15 protein-coding genes and 1 riboswitch are annotated in these 16,545 nt (G+C 74.0%); of the genes, 10 read left to right on the top strand and 5 right to left on the bottom strand.

The genetic code is table 11. From position 1 onward, the window contains the following. Positions 1-78: 78 nt before the first annotated feature. Both AC2RP6_RS03210 and AC2RP6_RS03205 read right to left on the bottom strand, forming a co-directional pair. On the bottom strand, positions 79-2,223 hold the full coding sequence (locus AC2RP6_RS03210; RefSeq protein WP_486444701.1) for a discoidin domain-containing protein: 2,145 nt from the start codon (positions 2,221-2,223) through the stop codon (positions 79-81). A 78-nt stretch (positions 2,224-2,301) separates the two neighbouring features. Next, a complete protein-coding gene (locus AC2RP6_RS03205) occupies positions 2,302-3,087 on the bottom strand; it encodes a type 1 glutamine amidotransferase domain-containing protein (RefSeq protein ID WP_486444700.1) in 786 nt (261 codons plus the stop codon). Between the two features lie 226 nt (positions 3,088-3,313). On the opposite strand from AC2RP6_RS03205, the gene AC2RP6_RS03200 reads away from it, so the two are divergent. The 3 genes from AC2RP6_RS03200 to AC2RP6_RS03190 all read left to right on the top strand — a co-directional run bounded on the left by AC2RP6_RS03200 (position 3,314) and on the right by AC2RP6_RS03190 (position 5,531). Further along, positions 3,314-4,432 (top strand): AraC family transcriptional regulator, encoded by a 1,119-nt coding sequence (locus AC2RP6_RS03200; RefSeq protein ID WP_486444699.1) that lies wholly within the window; start codon positions 3,314-3,316, stop codon positions 4,430-4,432. 56 nt (positions 4,433-4,488) lie between these two features. Beyond that, positions 4,489-4,549: riboswitch (guanidine-III (ykkC-III) riboswitch) on the top strand. 75 nt (positions 4,550-4,624) lie between these two features. After that, the gene (locus tag AC2RP6_RS03195; RefSeq protein ID WP_486444698.1) at positions 4,625-5,080 is read left to right on the top strand and encodes an Ohr family peroxiredoxin; all 456 of its coding nucleotides are present in this window, start codon (positions 4,625-4,627) and stop codon (positions 5,078-5,080) included. Beyond that, entirely contained in the window at positions 5,073-5,531 is a 459-nt protein-coding gene (locus AC2RP6_RS03190; protein ID WP_486444697.1) for a hypothetical protein, read from the top strand. Before AC2RP6_RS03195 ends, AC2RP6_RS03190 begins: the two co-directional genes overlap by 8 nt. A 27-nt stretch (positions 5,532-5,558) precedes the next feature. On the opposite strand, the gene AC2RP6_RS03185 is transcribed toward AC2RP6_RS03190, so the two are convergent. Beyond that, the gene (locus AC2RP6_RS03185; protein WP_486444696.1) at positions 5,559-6,245 is read right to left on the bottom strand and encodes a DUF4328 domain-containing protein; all 687 of its coding nucleotides are present in this window, start codon (positions 6,243-6,245) and stop codon (positions 5,559-5,561) included. Positions 6,246-6,500: 255 nt separating this feature from the next. Here AC2RP6_RS03185 and AC2RP6_RS03180 point away from each other — a divergent pair, with 255 nt between their 5' ends. The 7 genes from AC2RP6_RS03180 (at position 6,501) to AC2RP6_RS03150 (ending at position 14,735) form a co-directional block, all read left to right on the top strand. Further along, positions 6,501-6,776, top strand: a complete 276-nt coding sequence (locus AC2RP6_RS03180; RefSeq protein WP_486444695.1) for a WhiB family transcriptional regulator — start codon at positions 6,501-6,503, stop codon at positions 6,774-6,776. Between the two features lie 381 nt (positions 6,777-7,157). Next, the gene (locus tag AC2RP6_RS03175) at positions 7,158-8,642 is read left to right on the top strand and encodes an aldehyde dehydrogenase family protein (protein ID WP_486444694.1); all 1,485 of its coding nucleotides are present in this window, start codon (positions 7,158-7,160) and stop codon (positions 8,640-8,642) included. Positions 8,643-8,656: 14 nt separating this feature from the next. Beyond that, complete coding sequence (locus AC2RP6_RS03170) at positions 8,657-10,255, top strand: GMC family oxidoreductase (protein WP_486444693.1); 1,599 nt, start codon at positions 8,657-8,659, stop codon at positions 10,253-10,255. Further along, positions 10,252-11,349 (top strand): quaternary amine ABC transporter ATP-binding protein, encoded by a 1,098-nt coding sequence (locus tag AC2RP6_RS03165; RefSeq protein WP_486444692.1) that lies wholly within the window; start codon positions 10,252-10,254, stop codon positions 11,347-11,349. Before AC2RP6_RS03170 ends, AC2RP6_RS03165 begins: the two co-directional genes overlap by 4 nt. Before the next feature lie 250 nt (positions 11,350-11,599). Beyond that, positions 11,600-13,486, top strand: a complete 1,887-nt coding sequence (locus AC2RP6_RS03160) for an ABC transporter permease (protein WP_486450214.1) — start codon at positions 11,600-11,602, stop codon at positions 13,484-13,486. A 5-nt stretch (positions 13,487-13,491) separates the two neighbouring features. Continuing rightward, positions 13,492-14,478: an ABC transporter substrate-binding protein gene (locus AC2RP6_RS03155; RefSeq protein WP_486444691.1), complete on the top strand. Its 987-nt coding sequence runs from the start codon at positions 13,492-13,494 to the stop codon at positions 14,476-14,478. Between the two features lie 134 nt (positions 14,479-14,612). Beyond that, positions 14,613-14,735, top strand: coding sequence for a hypothetical protein (locus AC2RP6_RS03150; protein ID WP_486444690.1), 123 nt, complete (start codon positions 14,613-14,615; stop codon positions 14,733-14,735). Positions 14,736-14,786: 51 nt separating this feature from the next. Here the strand turns inward: AC2RP6_RS03150 and AC2RP6_RS03145 are convergent, their stop codons facing one another. Together AC2RP6_RS03145 and AC2RP6_RS03140 are read right to left on the bottom strand one after the other, a co-directional pair. Continuing rightward, entirely contained in the window at positions 14,787-15,317 is a 531-nt protein-coding gene (locus AC2RP6_RS03145; RefSeq protein ID WP_486444689.1) for a P-loop NTPase family protein, read from the bottom strand. Positions 15,318-15,375: 58 nt separating this feature from the next. After that, on the bottom strand, positions 15,376-16,158 hold the full coding sequence (locus tag AC2RP6_RS03140; RefSeq protein ID WP_486444688.1) for a maleylpyruvate isomerase family mycothiol-dependent enzyme: 783 nt from the start codon (positions 16,156-16,158) through the stop codon (positions 15,376-15,378). Positions 16,159-16,545 lie beyond the last annotated feature (387 nt).

Here is a 16,545-nt window from a genome sequence, read left to right as displayed (position 1 = left end):
CTCCCGCCCCTAGGCGGGCCTCCGGGCGGAGGTGCCCCCGGGCCGCACGCGCCGGGGGCACCCCGTCCGCTCCCGCCGCTACGGCGACGCCGCCACCGGCATCACGTGGCCGAGCAGGCCCTCGCGCACGTACGGGCCCTCGCAGTCGGCGCGGGTGGAGACGAAGTGGTCGAAGACGGACGGCACGTAGCACCGGTAGAGGGGTACCGAGCCCGGCACCGCCTTCGTGTACGCGTATCCGACCGCGCCGAGGGGCTGCCGGCCCTCGCACCCCGGATCGTGGGTCAGCAGCGAGTGGCCGGCCACCTTGCACTCGTAGAGCCGGACCGTGCCCGGCGCCGGGTCCCGCAGCACCCTCCAGACTCCTTCGTGGGTGAATCCGGCGGGCAGCGGCCGTGAGGAGGCCAGGTGCCCGGCGTGCGGGCGGTAGCCGCGCACCAGGGGCACGTACGGGGTGGTGTGACCGTGGGCGCGCCCCCACGTGCGCAGGTAGCCCTCGGCGCCCTGCATCAGCTCGTCCACCACGTCCTGGCCGCCGGTGACCCGGATGTCCTCGATCCAGTCCGGCACGAGGCCGTAGTGGGTGCCCCCGCCGTCCGTGTTGACGTCCCACACGCGAGAACCGGTGACCTGCCGGTCGAGGACGGAGCCGCCGTCGGGGCTGCGGAAGGGATAGCGGACCTGATCGCCGGCCGCGGCCCGGGGACCGGGCAGCCAGGCGAAGCCGTTCATGTCGGTGCCGATGCCGTACCCGGCGCCGTACCGGGCACGCAGGGCGGCGTGTTCACGCGCCTCGGCGGCGAAGGCGGGCGCCTCGAACATGTGGCCCGCGATGAAGCCGCCCAGACGGTACACCCGCTCGGTCCAGTTCTCGTCCATCCAGCCGTGCGTGGACAGGACGCCGGAGTAGCGCTCGGCTTCGAGCACGCGCAGTGCCTGGTTCGCCGCCTTGACGCTCATGTGGTCGATCTCCAGCATCATGCCGCGCTTCGTCATGCCCAGCACCGCGTACTCGCCCAGCGCGGTGAGGCCCCGGCGGTTGCACTGCGCCGCCTGCAGGGAGGCGCCGCCGTACTGCGGCAGTTCGACGCCTTCGGGCAGGGCGGCCCGGATCCGGGCCGCCGCCTCGGCATCGGTCCCGGCCTGCGGGGGGCCGGCGCTCGCCGCACTCGCGGCGTGACCGTCGTGCCCGGCCGCCGCCCCGGCGGTCAGCCCGAACCCGATCGGGTTGTCGTGCTCGGGGCCGGTACAGGTCTCCGTGCTCCAGAAGGTGCCCGTCGAGAGGAACTGCCCGGCGTTGATGGCCATGCCCTGGGTGCCGGTGTCGAACCGTACGCCGCACAGGGCGTTGTCGAACTTGTGGCACAGGAACATGCTGCGCACGCCAAGCCGGTGCAGTTCGTCCAGTCCGCGGTCGATGTCCTCCATGGTGCACCGGGCACTGTCCAGCACCTGCTTGCAGCCGAACGGCTCGGAGGTCTCCACCCCGAGGACCACGGCGAGCTTGCCCTCCTGGATGACCTGGCGCGCCTGGCCGGGGTCGGTGACGACCCGGAACCAGCCCTTGCCCGCGCCGCCGTACATGGCGTCCACGTAGGCCTGGAGTTCGTACGTCTTCTGGATCTGGAGCCGGATCGCGGTCATCTCGTCGCAGCCGCGGTCCTTGAAGAAGTACAGCGAGCAGATGACCCCGTTGGTGACCATGTCGTTCACCAGGATCCGCTGCCCGCCCCGCCAGGCCCGCTCCACCCACGCGTAGTACGTCTGCTGGTGGGTGGCGGAGTCATGGGCCGGCCAGTCGCGGAACGTCGGCCAGCCGTTCGGGTCGTGCCGGCCGTCACCGCCCTTGGTGATCATGTCGAAGAGGGCGAGGACGCCGTTCGGATAGTGCTCGGGACAGTCCTTCAGCGCGTCCGCAACCCCTGCCGGGGAGAAGACCTTTCCGCAGACCAGCCGTCCTCCGAAGCCCTCGTCGGACATCAGGTGGACGTGCGCGTCCACGTAGCCGCGGACGCGGCCCTGTGCGTCGGTACCGGTGAACGGCTCGCCGGTGACGTTGACCTGCGAGTCCGGGGCCGGTCGCGCCACGGGCTCCCACCACTGCGGCCCGGCCGGCGCGCCGGCGGCCGCGGGCCCGAGGGCCAGCGTCACCAACGCGAGGACCAGGCCGATCAGGAGGTATTGGCGGCGCCGTCCTGAGGCTCTTCGTCGATTCATCCCCATCCCTTCCACGAAGCGTGCACGACCCTGCGGAGATGGTCTTCTTCGGCCCCGGACACCGCCGCCCGCGCGGACGGGGGATCACACGGGGCGGTCCACCGCTCCCGCCGCACGGGCACGGACCAGGGCCAGGTAGTCGGCCGCGAGGCGGTGGCAGTCACCGGGCCACCGCGCCGAGACGTAATTGCCGTCCGTCACGGTGAAGCCGCGACCGGGCCGGGCGGCCGTGTCGCGAACGGGCAGCGGCGGGCCGGCGAGGAAGTGGCGCGGATCGGCGAGCGCCGCCGTGACCTCCTGCTGCACGGTGGTGCGGTACGTGCGGTAGTAGCGCCCCAGCCAGAACCGGGTGAGGTTCCACCCGGTCAGCTCCAGCAGGGCCGTCAGTGCCGTCGTCCGCCGCCCGTACAGGACCGAGCGTCCGGTCGCGGGGTCCTGGGCGCGGGCGGCCAGCAGCACACCGTGGCAGACGGCCCCGACCGGCAGGCCCCGGGTGAAGATCCGGGCGAACAGCCGCTGGGCGGTGGCGTTCTCGAGCAGGGTCCGCATGCGGGGGGCGTGGCCGCCCGGCACGAACAGGCCCGCGATGTCGGCCGGATCGACCTCCGCGTCCACGTCCGCGTAGGAGAAGGGGGCGAGGAAGGACGGGTCCTCGGTGAGGCGCCGGTAGGCGGCCAGTTCGGCACGGCGGGTCATCAGCCAGGGCGACAGCCAGGAGAAGCCGAGGTCGGTGAGCCGGGGATCGGCGAGCGCGACCTTCCCGTCGGGCGTCGCGAACCGCACCTCGAAGCCGGCGTCCCGCAGCGCCGCCCAGGGCACCGCCGCTTCGGTGGGGTCGTAGTCGCCTGCCGGGAGCAGGAAGAGAATCACGGCGTACTCCTCTGAGCGGTGGTAATCAGGGCAGCACGTACGCTTCCGCGGCCCAGGGGCCCGACCCCCTGATCCTCGGTGTCCGAAGGACGACCCTAGGAGCCGCCCGCCGGGCCGTCATTGACTCCGACGGCCAAGGCGTTGACTCTCCGGACCCGGCGCCCCGCGCGCGGGCGTCCCGCGGACGCCCTTGACGGGGGTGGTGCGCCCGCATTGACTGACGGCCGTGTCCACCTCCGTCCCCGGCCCGTCCGTCAACGCGTCCTACGCCCTCGCCGTCCTCAGCGCGACGACCGAGGCGGGGGGCGGCGGTCCCGGTTCCCGGACCGTGCCCACGGACCGGCTGGAGTACGACGAGATGCGCGCCCTGTGGGACGAGGTGCTCGCCGCCGGCGATGCCGGCCCGCACACCGGCCTCCTCGTGGGCGACCGGATCCGTCCCGACGCCCTGCACATCCTCGGCCACCTGATCCTCACCAGCGCCGGCCTCGCCGACGCCGCACGGGCGGCCGAGCGCTACCACCCCCTGGTGAGCCAGGCGGGCACGGTGACCCTGCACCGCCGGGGCGGCGTCGGCCGCGTCTGCTACCGGCCGACCGTCGGCCCGAGCGCCATGCACCCCCAGCAGGTGGAGGCGGTCGTCAGCAGCATGGTGCGGGCCGCGCGTTGGATCGCCGGCGACGACTGGGCGCCCCTGGCGGTGTCGTTCGCCCACCCGCGGGCGGGCTCGGCCGAGCCGTACGCCCGGGTCTTCGGCTGCCCCGTCACCTTCGACGCCGCGGAGAACGGGATCACGGTCGCCGGCGAGGACCTCGACAGGCGCCGCCCCCTCTACGATCCGGTGCTCAACGGCCTCCACCGGGCCTACGCCGACCGCCTCCTGCGCCAACTGTCCGCGGCCGCCCCGTCCGTCGCCGAGCGCGTCCGGCAGTGGCTGGACCACGCCGCGCTGGAGGACGCGGGCCCCGAGGGCCCCGCCCGGCAGCTCAACCTCAGCGTCCGCACCCTGCGCCGGGCCCTGCACGCGGAGGGCACGTCGTGGCGCGCGCTCCTCGACACCGCCCGCCACGGCCGCGCCCGGCGGCTGCTGGAGACCACGGCCCTGCCCCTGGACCGGATCGCGCCGCTCGTGGGCCTGAGCGGGGCGACGGCCCTGGTCCGTGCCTTCACCCGGTGGGAGGGCATCCCGCCCGGCGCGTACCGCAGCCGGTGCCGGCCCGCCGCCCCGGCCGTCGAAGCGACCGGGACCGCGGACGGGACCGGGGACGGGACCGGGACCGTGGACGGGGCCGGGGCCGGGGCCGGGGTCGGCGACGGGACCGGGGGCCGGACTTCGGACGGGTGAGGAACAGCACCCGGGGCGTCCTGCCGATCCCGCCGGAACCGCTGCTAGATTGTCCGGCGGCCCGGTCCCCGGCCCCGGACGAGATGCGCCGTACCCGGTTACGCACGACGACGCGCGAGGTGCCGCACGCGCGGCACCGCCCGCTGTCCGCTCCCGGGCAGCGTCCTCGTCGAGCAGGATGGGCCGAACGTCATGACCGTGCCACTCACCAGCAGCCTCTACCGGACGACCGCGCACGCCGTCGGAGGCCGCAGCGGATCCGTCCGCACGGACGACGGCCGCCTGGACGTCCGCCTCGCGCCGCCGCGCAAGAAGGTGCCGGGCACCACCAACCCCGAGCAGCTCTTCGCGGCCGGCTTCGCGGCCTGTTTCACCTCCGCGTTCGCGGAAGTGGCCGCCGAGTTCGGGGCGGACGCCTCCGCCGCGCGGGTGGCCTGTGCGGTGGAACTCGGTACGACGGACACGCCCGCGGGCTATGGCCTCGCGGTCACCCTCACCGTCAGCCTGCCCGGCTGGCCCGCGGCGGACCTCCAGCCGCTGCTGCACCGGGCCGACGAGGTCTGCCCGTACGCGCAGGCGGTACGCGGCAACGTACCGCTGACACTCCTGGCGGTGGACCACGCCCCGGCCGCCGACGACCGTGCCTGAGCCGGGAACGTCCGGCGGGTCCGGCGGGTCCGGCGGGTCCGGCGGGATCCCGGTACCCGAGCGCGGCGCCTGGTTGCGGCGCGGCATCAGCCGCAACGGCGGACCGCTCGTCGAGGAGGGGGACGCCGCAGTGATCTGGCTGCAGGCCGGGCCGTACTACGCCGACAGCCGCGGCTTCGCCGGCACGACCTCCTACGACGGCTCCCGGGTGCGCTTCCACCACCTCACGGGCGAGCCCGGCGACGACACCGGCACCCTCCGCCGGGACGGCGAGAACCTCGTCGAGTCGGGCACCAACCCGGACGGCAGCACCTTCCTGGAGGTCTGGACCCCGCTGCCCGACACGGACGGCGCCACGGGCTCCTGGTCCGGCCCCGACCACCACGTGGTCCGCGTCGGCGGGCACGTGGTGCACGTGGACTCCCGAGCGGGTGCGCACTGGCGGCTGTGACGTCGGGGCCGCGCGGCCGCCCCCGGCTCACCGGCGGGCGGCCGCGTTCCCGTCGCCGTCCAGCATGAGGGTCAGGCGGGCCGCGAAGAACATGGCGGCGCCCGCCGCGACGATGCTCAGGACCGCCGCCACCATGCCCAGGGTCACCGCGTCCAGGTACGGGCCGAGGTCGTCGACCCGCCGGGCGCGCGCGTTCGCGTACCGGCCGAGCAGGAGCGAGCCGACGAACGACGCCCACCAGAGGTTCAGCGGCCAGTAGGGGCCCTTCGCCCCCCGAAGGCCGACCGTCCAGGCCTCGTTGGCGATCCGGTACGGCATCCAGAGGCAGGCCACGGGAACGAACCAGCCGCCGATCGCCCACCCCGGACCACGGCGGAACGCGGTGGGTGCCAGCATGCCGGCCCGCAACCGGATGCGGTGGAACCACATGATGAACACGGCCGCGCACACGAGCACCGTCAGCAGCCGGAACGACTCGACGCGGGCGAGCATCGTGTTCAGGGTCACCCACCGGTCCTCGGCGATGAAGGCGAACCCGCCGTCCCCCTCCACCGCGGCGCGCACCCGGAACCCGGAGTACAGGGACACGAGATCGCCTGCCGCGGCGGCCGTCAGCGTGGCGTGCAGCACCCCGAGCAGAGCACGAGTGGGGCTGGAGGCCGGGTGGGCCAGCGGCGGACGGGGCCGGAGAACGTCGGGACGGGCCGAGGACATGACGCGGTGGAACTCCCCACGGGCGCGGTGCGCAGACGCCCGGGTTGAGCGCGCACAGGGAAACTACGGCACGCAGAAGCCAACCGTCCACCAAGAAACCCCAGGTGACGGCCCTGAGGGTTGGGTACGGGGCCTTGGGCGCCGATGCCTTGACGGGGCGTGGGACCATCTGACGACGCATGGACTCGCGGGTTCCGGTGATACGGGGGGAACAGGCGGTCACCACGGGCCGCCCCTGCCGGAAGGAAGCCGGGCGTGACCGACAACTCCCGTACGGACGTACTCCTCCACCCCCGACACGACGCGCCGCTCGACGGACCGTGCCGCTCCGGGGAACGGGCGGTCTTCGAGCGGGGCGCGAACGAGCGGGCCGAAGCCGTCCGTGCGCGCGAGGAGGCCGCGAAGGCCGTGTGCGGACGCTGCCCGGTCCGCCTTCCGTGCCGCCGCCGCGCCCTCGCCGAGCGGATTCCGTACGGTGTGCGCGGTGGCCTCACCTCCGACGAGCGCCACCGCCTGCTGGCGAACACCTGAGAGCCCGGCCGAGCGACCCCGCCGGCGGGCTCCGGGCCGAATGCGCCGTCGTCAGCGGTGCCGGCCCCGCCGACGGTGCCGCCGCGATCCTGCTCGCTCGCCGCGGTTCAGGTGTAGTTCTGCTGGAACGGCGCTCGGACTCCGAGGGGTTGCCGGTCGTCATGCCCTGACCTGCTGGTCCTGCCGTACGCGAGTCGGCCCGACACGCTCCGCGGTGTCCGATATGTCAATATCTGCACCAAATCCCGTTGGGGCAACGGACAGTGACTCCCGTCACTTCCAGTGACGGATGGGACATGTCTGCGGCGGACCGGGGCAAGCGCGCCCGAGCAGCACCACCGCGGGTACGCCGCGGTGGCGGAATCGGAGGTGCAGCGCGTCGTGTCCGAGCAGACGACCATCCACATCGCCGGGACATGGCGTTCCGCGATCTCAGGAGCGACCCGAGAGGTCCTCGACCCGGCGGACGCCACGGTCCTCGCGGTCGTCGCCGAGGGCGGCGCCGCGGACACCGACGCGGCCGTCAGCGCCGCCCGCGCGGCCTTCGACGGCGGGGAGTGGCCCCGGACCCCCGTTCTGGAGCGCGCGGCGCTGCTGCGCCGCGCCGCCGTCCTGCTCCACCGCGACCGCGAACGCCTCGCCCTGCTGGAGAGCCGCGACGCGGGCAAGACGGTGGAGGAGGGCCGCGTCGACGTGGACTGCGTCGCCGACGCCTTCCTGTACTTCGCCGACCTCGTCTCCGGCGAGAGCGCGGGCCGCGTCGTCGACGCCGGCACCCCCGACGTCCACAGCGTCGTCGTCCACGAACCGGTCGGGGTCTGCGCCCTGATCACCCCCTGGAACTACCCGCTCCTCCAGGCCTCGTGGAAGATCGCCCCCGCCCTCGCCGCCGGCAACACCTTCGTGATCAAGCCCAGTGAGATCACCCCGCTGTCCACGGCCGCCCTCATCGGCATTCTGGTCGAGGCGGGCCTCCCGGCCGGCGTCGCGAACCTGGTCACCGGCCCCGGCGACCCCGTCGGCGCCCGGCTCGCCGCCCACCCCGACGTCGACCTGGTCTCCTTCACCGGCGGTCTCACCAGCGGTACGAAGGTGATGCGCGCCGCCGCCGACACCGTCAAGAAGGTCGCCCTCGAACTCGGCGGCAAGAACCCCAACGTCGTCTTCGCCGACGCCTGCGCCACCCAGGAAGGCTTCGACACCGCCGTCGACCAGGCGCTCAACGCCGCCTTCATGCACAGCGGCCAGGTCTGCTCCGCGGGCTCCCGGCTCATCGTCGAGGAGAGCGTCGCCGAGCGCTTCGTCTCCGAACTCGCCCGCCGCGCCGACCGGATCCGCCTCGGCCGCGGCACCGACCCGGGCGTGGAGTGCGGCCCGATGGTCTCGGCCGCCCAGCGCGACCGCACCGAGGAGTACGTCGCCTCCGCCCTCGCCGAGGGAGCCGTACTGCGCTCCGGCGGCGTACGGCCCGACGAGCCCGGCTACTTCTACCGCCCGACCGTGCTCGACCGCTGCCACCGGGGGATGCGCGTCGTCCGGGAAGAGGTCTTCGGGCCCGTCCTGACCGTCGAGACCTTCCGCACCGAGGCCGAGGCCGTCGCGCTCGCCAACGACACCGAGTACGGCCTCGCCGGCGCCGTGTGGACCTCCGACGCCGGACGCGGCCGCCGGGTGGCGGGCCGGCTGCGCCACGGCACCGTCTGGATCAACGACTTCCACCCGTACCTGCCGCAGGCGGAGTGGGGCGGCTTCGGCAAGTCCGGCATCGGGCGCGAACTGGGCCCGTCCGGACTGGCCGAGTACCGCGAGACCAAGCACGTGTACCAGAACCTCGCCCCGCGCCCCGTGCGCTGGTTCGCGGGCTGAAGGAGGAGCAGAGCATGACCACCCCCACGCACGTCCCCACGCCCCACGACCAGCCCCGGCCCGCCGGCACGGACGAGTCCGTGCACGAGTACCGGTACGACTACGTCGTGGTCGGCGGCGGCACCGCCGGCTCGGTGATCGCCTCCCGCCTGACCGAGGACCCCGACGTCACCGTCGCCGTCATCGAGGGCGGCCCCAGCGACGTCGACCGCCCCGACGTACTCACCCTGCGCCGCTGGATGGGCCTGCTCGGCGGCGAACTCGACTACGACTACCCCACGACGGAGCAGCCGCGCGGCAACTCCCACATCCGCCACAGCCGCGCCCGCGTGCTCGGCGGCTGCTCCTCGCACAACACCCTGATCTCCTTCAAGCCGCTCCCGTCCGACTGGGACGAGTGGGAGGAGGCGGGGGCCGAGGGCTGGCATGCGGCCGCCATGGACCCGTACTTCGACAAGCTGCTCAACAACATCGTCCCGGTGGCCGAGAAGGACCGCAACGCCATCGCCCGCGACTTCGTCGACTCCGCGCAGAAGGCCCTGGGCGTCCCGCGCGTCGAGGGCTTCAACCGCAAGCCCTTCCACGAGGGCGCCGGCTTCTTCGACCTCGCCTACCACCCCGAGGACAACAAGCGCTCCTCCGCGTCGGTGGCCTACCTGCACCCCGTCATGGACGAACGACCCAACCTCCGGATCTTCCTGGAGACCTGGGCCCACCACCTCGAACTCGACGGCACCCGGGCCCGCGGGGTGCGCGTACGCGCCGCGGACGGCACCGAGTCCCTGATCACCGCACGCCGCGAGGTGCTCGTGTGCGCCGGCGCCGTGGACACCCCGCGGCTCCTGTTGCACTCGGGCATCGGCCCGCGCGCGGACCTGGAAGCCCTCGGCATCCCGCCGGTCCACGACCTGCCCGGGGTGGGGGAGAACCTGCTCGACCACCCCGAGTCGGTGATCGTCTGGGAGACCGACGGTCCGATACCGGACAACTCCGCGATGGACAGCGACGCCGGCCTGTTCGTCCGGCGCGACCCCGAATCCGCGGGACCCGACCTGATGTTCCACTTCTACCAGGTCCCCTTCACCGACAATCCCGAGCGCCTCGGCTACGAACGCCCCGCGCACGGAGTGTCGATGACCCCCAACATCCCCAAGCCGCGCAGCCGCGGCCGCCTCTACCTGACCAGCGCGGACCCCGAGGTCAAGCCCGCTCTGGACTTCCGCTACTTCACGGACGAGGACGACTACGACGGCCGGACCCTCGTCGACGGCATCAAGCTCGCCCGCAAGATCGCCGCCACGGAGCCGCTCGCCGGCTGGCTCGGGCGCGAGGTCTGCCCCGGCCCCGAGATCACCGGCGACGAGGAGCTGAGCGCCTACGCCCGTTCCGTCGCGCACACCGTCTACCACCCCGCCGGCACCTGCCGGATGGGTGCCGCCGACGACCCCGGAGCCGTCGTCGGCCCGGACCTGAGGATCCGCGGCCTGGAAGGCATCCGCATCGCGGACGCCTCCGTCTTCCCGACGATGCCCGCGGTCAACCCGATGATCGGAGTACTCATGGTCGGCGAAAAGGCAGCCGAACTCCTCGCCCGGGACGGTGGTACCCGATGAACACCACCACCGCCCCCACCGCGGCGCCCGCCGGCGCCGACGCGCCCTCCGTCTTCTCCGTGGACGGCCTGTGGAAGGTCTTCGGCCCCGCCAAGGCCGCCGCGAAGGTCCCCGGCTCCGCCGACGCCGACCTGTCCGCCGCCGAACTGCGCGAGCGCACCGGCTGCACCGCCGCCGTCCGCGACGTCACCTTCGACGTCCGCAAGGGCGAGGTCTTCGTCGTGATGGGCCTGTCGGGATCCGGCAAGTCCACCCTCGTGCGCTGCCTCACCCGGCTGATCGAGCCGACCGCCGGAAGCCTGGCCATCGACGGCGAGGACGTCCTCGCCATGGACGCCACCCGGCTGCGCGCCCTGCGCCGCCACCGCGCCGCCATGGTCTTCCAGCACTTCGGACTGCTCCCGCACCGCACCGTCCTCGACAACGTGGCGTACGGACTGGAGATCCAGGGCGTCGGCCGCGGCGACCGCCGGGACAAGGCGGCCGAACTCGTCGCCAAGGTCGGCCTCGACGGACTGGAACACCGGCGCCCCGGCCAGCTCTCGGGCGGCCAGCAGCAGCGCGTCGGCCTGGCCCGCGCGCTCGCGGCCGACCCCGAAGTGCTCCTCTTCGACGAGCCGTTCAGCGCCCTCGACCCCCTCATCCGGCGCGAGATGCAGGAGGAGGTCGCACGCCTCCACCACGAGGAGGGCCGCACCATGGTCTTCATCACCCACGACCTCTCCGAGGCCCTGCGCCTGGGCGACCGGATCGCGCTGATGCGCGACGGCCGCATCGTCCAGCTCGGCACGCCCGAGGAGATCGTCGGCTCGCCCGCCGACGACTACGTACGGGACTTCGTCCGCGACGTCCCGCGCGAACAGGTGCTCACCGTCCGCACCGCCATGCGCCCCGCCACCGCCGGCGAAGCCGAACAGGGACCCGCACTGGCCCCCGCCACCACCGTCGTCGAGGCCATCCAGGCCGTCGCCGTCAGCGGCGGCCCGGCCCGCGTCGTCGACGGCGGCCGCTGCCTGGGCGTCGTCGACGACGCCGGTCTGCTCGCCGTCGTGGCCGGTCTCCCGGCCCCGACCGGACGGGGGGTGGCGGCGTGACCTGCCCCGCCCGTCCCGCGGTCCCCGTCCCCCACACCCGGAGGTGGTGCGCGTGACCGCGACCCCGACCCACGCCAAAGCCCGTACCCCGGCCCGGATACCGGGCTCCCGCACCGCCGCCTCGGCCTCCGGTGCCGCCCGGTCCGCCGGACGCGCCGGCGACCCGGCGCGCTCCCGCACCGCCGCCGCACAGGACCGCCCCCGCAGAGGGGTGCGCGGCCTCGCCGCGGGCCGCGCCTTCCTCGTCCCGATGGCCGTCGCCGTCGCCCTGCTGATCCCGCTCGCCCTGGCCTTCCCCGGCGCCGGCAGCTGGCCCACCGCACTGGCCGTGGACCTCTCCGGCCCGCTCGGCCGCGCCGGCGACTGGATCATCGACCACCGCGACAGCCACCCGCTGTTCCTGTACTTCTTCGGCCACGTCAGCAACGCCGTCGTGGTGTGCGTCCGCGCCGTCTACGTGCTCCTGCTGGCCGCCGGCTGGACCGGAGTCACCGCCCTGGCCGCCCTGGTCGCCTGGCGCCTCGCCGGCATCCGGCTCGCCGTGACCTGCGCCGCCGCCTTCGCCGCCTGCGGACTGCTCGGCATGTGGGTGCCGACCATGCAGACCCTCGCGCTGATGGTCGTCGCCGTCGCCGCCTCCGTCGTACTCGGCGCCCTCCTCGGCCTCGCCGCGGGCCTGTCCCGCCGCGCCGACCGCGTCCTGCGCCCCGTGCTCGACACCATGCAGATCCTCCCCGCCTTCGCGTACCTGCTGCCGATGGTGCTGGTCTTCGGCATCGGCGTGCCCGCCGCCGTCCTCGCCACCGTGGTCTACGCCGCCCCGCCCATGGCCCGCCTCACCGCCCTCGGGCTGCGCGAGGCCGACGCCGGCGTGATGGAAGCCTCCGCCTCGCTCGGCGCCACCGGCCGCCAGCGCCTGCTCACCGCCCGGCTCCCGCTCGCGCGCCGCCAGCTCCTGCTCGGCGTCAACCAGGCCATCATGACCGGCCTGTCCATGGCCGTCATCGCCTCCGTCATCGGGGCCGGCGGCCTCGGCGACCGCGTCTACCAGGCCCTCGCCTCCGTCGACGTCGGCGCCGCACTCGCCGCAGGCATCCCGATCGTCCTGCTCGCCGTGGTACTGGACCGCACCGCCGACGCCGCCGGCCGCCGACTCGGCGCCGACCCCGTACCCCTCGGCGAACAGCACCTGCTGCGGCGGGTGTTCTCCGGCTGGTACGGCCGCCTGCTGACCCTCCTCGCGGCGGTCGCCGTCGCCGTCCTCGGCCGCATGGCCGGCACCTCCGTATGGCCCGAGTCCTGGACCGTCTCCGTGGCCGAACCGGTGAACTCCGCCGTCGCCTGGATGACCGACCACCTCTACTCCGGCGTACCCGTCGTCGGCGGCACCGCCGACTGGGCCGCCCGCTTCACCGGCTGGGTCCTCGACCCGCTGCGCAGCGGTCTCCAGGCCGCCCCCTGGTGGCTGCTCCTGCTCGTCGCCTGCGCGCTCGCCCTGCTCGCCGGCACCTGGCGCACCGCCGTCACCGCGGTCCTGGCCCTCGGCGCCGTCGGAGTCCTCGGCGTGTGGGAAGCCTCCCTGGACACCCTGTCCCAGGTCCTCGCCGCCGTGGCCGTCACCCTCGTAATCGGCTTCGCGATCGCCGTGGGAGCCGCCCGCAGCGCCCGGGCCGAGCGGATGCTGCGGCCCGTCCTCGACCTCTGCCAGACCCTGCCGCAGTTCGTCTACCTCATCCCCGTCGTCGCCCTCTTCGGCGTCGGCCGTGCCCCGGCCGCGGCGGCCGCCATCGTGTACGCGCTGCCCGCCGTCGTCCGGATCACCGTCCAGGGCCTGCGCGAGGTGGACCCGACCGTCGTGGAGTCCGCCCGCTCGCTCGGCGCGACCCGCGCCCAGCTGCTGCGCCAGGTCCAGCTGCCGCTCGCCCGGCCCGCGCTGCTGCTCGCCGTCAACCAGGCCGTCGTCCTGGTCCTGGCCGTCGTCATCATCGGCGGTCTCGTCGGCGGCGGGGCGCTCGGCTACGACGTCGTCCTCGGCCTCGCGCAGGGCGACCTCGCGACCGGCCTGGTGGCCGGCGCCGCGATCGTCTGCCTCGGCCTGCTCCTCGACCGTGTCACCCAGCCCGCGAAGGAGGCCTGACAGACATGCGCGACACACACCACCGGCGCCCCCTGCGCCGCCGCCGGGGCGCGGCCGTCCTCGCCGCCGCCACCGGACTCGCCGTCCTCACCGGATGCGGGGCCGCCGACATGACCCGGCAGGCATCCCCGTACGCGGCCGCCCAGGGTGCGAAGACCGTCACCCTCTCCGTCCAGTCGTGGGTCGGAGCCCAGGCGAACACCGCCGTCGCCGCCTACCTCCTCGAACACGAGCTGGGCTACCGCGTGGACACCGTCCAGGTCGACGAGGTCCCCGCCTGGGACGCCCTCAGCCAGGGGCGCGTCGACGCGATCCTGGAGGACTGGGGCCATCCGGAGCAGGAGGAGCGGTACGTCGCGGGCAAGAAGACCATCACCCGCGGCGGGGACCTGGGCGTGACGGGCCACATCGGCTGGTTCGTGCCCACGTACTTCGCCGAGGAGCATCCGGACGTCACCGACTGGAAGAACCTCGACAAGTACGCCGACCAGCTGCGCACCCCGGAGAGCCGGGGCAAGGGCCAGCTGCTCGACGGCTCCCCGTCCTACGTCACGAACGACAAGGCGCTGGTGAAGAACCTGGGCCTGGACTACGAGGTGGTCTTCGCCGGCTCCGAGGCCGCCCAGATCACGCAGATCAAGCAGTTCGCCAAGGAGCGCAAGCCGTTCCTGACGTACTGGTACGAACCGCAGTGGCTCTTCGAGCGCGTCCCGATGACCGAGGTGAAGCTGCCCGAGTACAAGGAGGGCTGCGCGGACGACCCGGAGAAGGTGGCCTGCGCCTACCCGCACACGCCGCTGCAGAAGTACCTCAACACGCGCTTCGCCGAGTCGGGCGGGGAAGCGGCCGGGTTCCTGAAGAAGTTCCACTGGACGAAGGCGCAGCAGAACGAGGTCTCGCTCATGATCGCCGAGGAGAAGCTGTCCCCGGAGCAGGCGGCGAAGAAGTGGGTGGAACGCAACGAGGCCGTCTGGAAGCCCTGGCTCCAGTAACCTCCGCGGGCCCTCCCCCCCTCCCCCCCCCCGGGAGGGCCCGCCCCTCCGCCCGGCCGCGCGCCGCCCCGTGACAGGATGTCGAACGGGCAGACGGCGGGTACGCGTACCCGCCGGCCGGCGCATCGTACGAGGTGGAGGTCCGCCTCGCCCGCTCGGCCGGCGGCGACGAACTCTCCGTGACCGTCCACGGAGTCCTGCCGCCCGAACTCCACCTCAGGACGGACACCCTCCTGGCCGCCCACGCCATGGGCTGACCACACGGCGGGCCGGGAGCGCCGGCCGACCGTACGCATCCCGGGCCGGGCTCAGGCGGGGCCGGTCGGGGTGGTCAGCCAGCGGGCTGCCTCGCGCGGGCTGCGCAGGCGGACCACGTGCAGCGGTGCGAACCGGGGGTCCGCCGCGCGGTGTTCGAGTTCGGCACGCCGCTCCGCGAAGCGGGACCAGGCCCAGCGGACCGGGTGGTCCGCCCCGAGCCATTCGCGCCAGGCCTCCCGATTGCCGCCGAACAGCCGCTCGCGCCGCAGGCTGCGCCACAGCGAGCGTCGCAGGACGCGCCGCATCACCACGCGTCGCGGGAGGTCGAGCCACACCACGGTGTCGGCCCGCTGCCACATCAGGTCGCGAACCGCGGCGGGTCCCTGTCCGTCCAGTACCCACCGGTCCCCGGTCACGATGCGGGCCGTGTCCTCGGCGAAGGTGGGGCTGACCTGCCACTGCGGTCCGCAGAAGTGCAGGGCGTCGACCTCGTGGTACGGCAGGCCGCGGTCCCGCCCCAGCGCTCTGGCCAGGGTGGACTTTCCCGCTCCGCTGATCCCGAGGACGAGCACCCGTTCCACCGGGGGATCATAGGCCGCGTCCGCGGCTGCTTCCGCTGCTTCCGCCGCCCCCGGCGTCCTAGTGTTCCGGCTCCCAGGCGCGGAGCAGGTCGAGCAGGCCCGCATCCCCTTCGACGTGCAGGGACTCGGCGGGGACACGGTCGTAGAGGTAGAGGACCAACTCACCGGCCGTGCCGCGAACGGCGACGCCGGCCGGATCCGCGAGGCCCGCCGCGGGGATGCGGGTGGAACGGGCGCCGTCGCCGTCGACCGTGAGGCGCCACGAGCGCCCCTCGGCGGCATGGAAGTCGAAGGCCGCGGCGGCGTGCGGCCAGGCGCTCGGCGTCGCGACGCAGGTGAACAGGAACTCCTCGACACCATCGAGCGCGACATCCGCCGGCAGCGGGTCCGGCGCGCCCGCGGCGAGCTGGACGTCGTACGTGTGCACCGTGGTCTCCTGGACCCGGTGCCGTGCGACTCCGCCGGAGGTCCGCGGAGTCTGCAGGGCGCTCCACCACGCCCAGCAGCCGGCGTCCGGTCCTGCCGCGCGCAGGGCGCCCAGCAGCAGTTGCGTCGACGCGGCCAGCCAGGCCAGCAGAGCCTCACGCTCCTGCGGGACTTCCAGGGCGGCGCGCGCGGCGGCGGCCTCGGCCGGGGGAGCGTCTGCAGGCCCCGCGGCGACGATGGCGGCCCAGAAACGATCTCCCCCGCCGAGGTGCTTCACCAGATCGGACAGCGTCCACCCGGGGCAGGACGGCACCGGTGCGTCGAGACCGGGCGCGGCGGCGACGGCGTCACGGAAGGCGGTCGACCGTTCGTCGATCAGTCGCAGCAGGTCCGTGAACTCAAGATTCTTTTCCACGCGGGATGTCTATCACCGTGCTCCGATGATCGGACAGTGCTTTTTCGTGACCGCCGCCCGGCGGCGTCCGCCCGCAGGGGAGGTCAGCGTCCGGCTGCGTCACGCGGGCCGAGGGTCGTGCGGGCGGCGGTGAGGTCGTCCTCGGGGTTCGGGGTCGCAGGAGGCGGCGGCCGGCCCGCGCGCGGCAGCGGCGATGAACACGCTGACGCCCGCGATGAACCAGGTGGCCGACGACCTCGCCGAGTGCCTGGGCCCGCGAGGTGGCGTGGCCTCATTGCGGCCCGCGCCTATCACCGTACGCACGACGACCGGGAGCCGCCCCCGCCTGCGCGACCGAACGCCGAACCCGACAGCCGCCCCCGGCGACCCCACGGCCGGAGGCGGGGC

The sequence above is a fragment of the Streptomyces sp. WAC03905 genome, assembly GCF_057371075.1.
The sequence above is the reverse complement of the archived record's forward strand: the minus strand, read 5'-3'. Positions and strand labels throughout refer to the sequence as shown.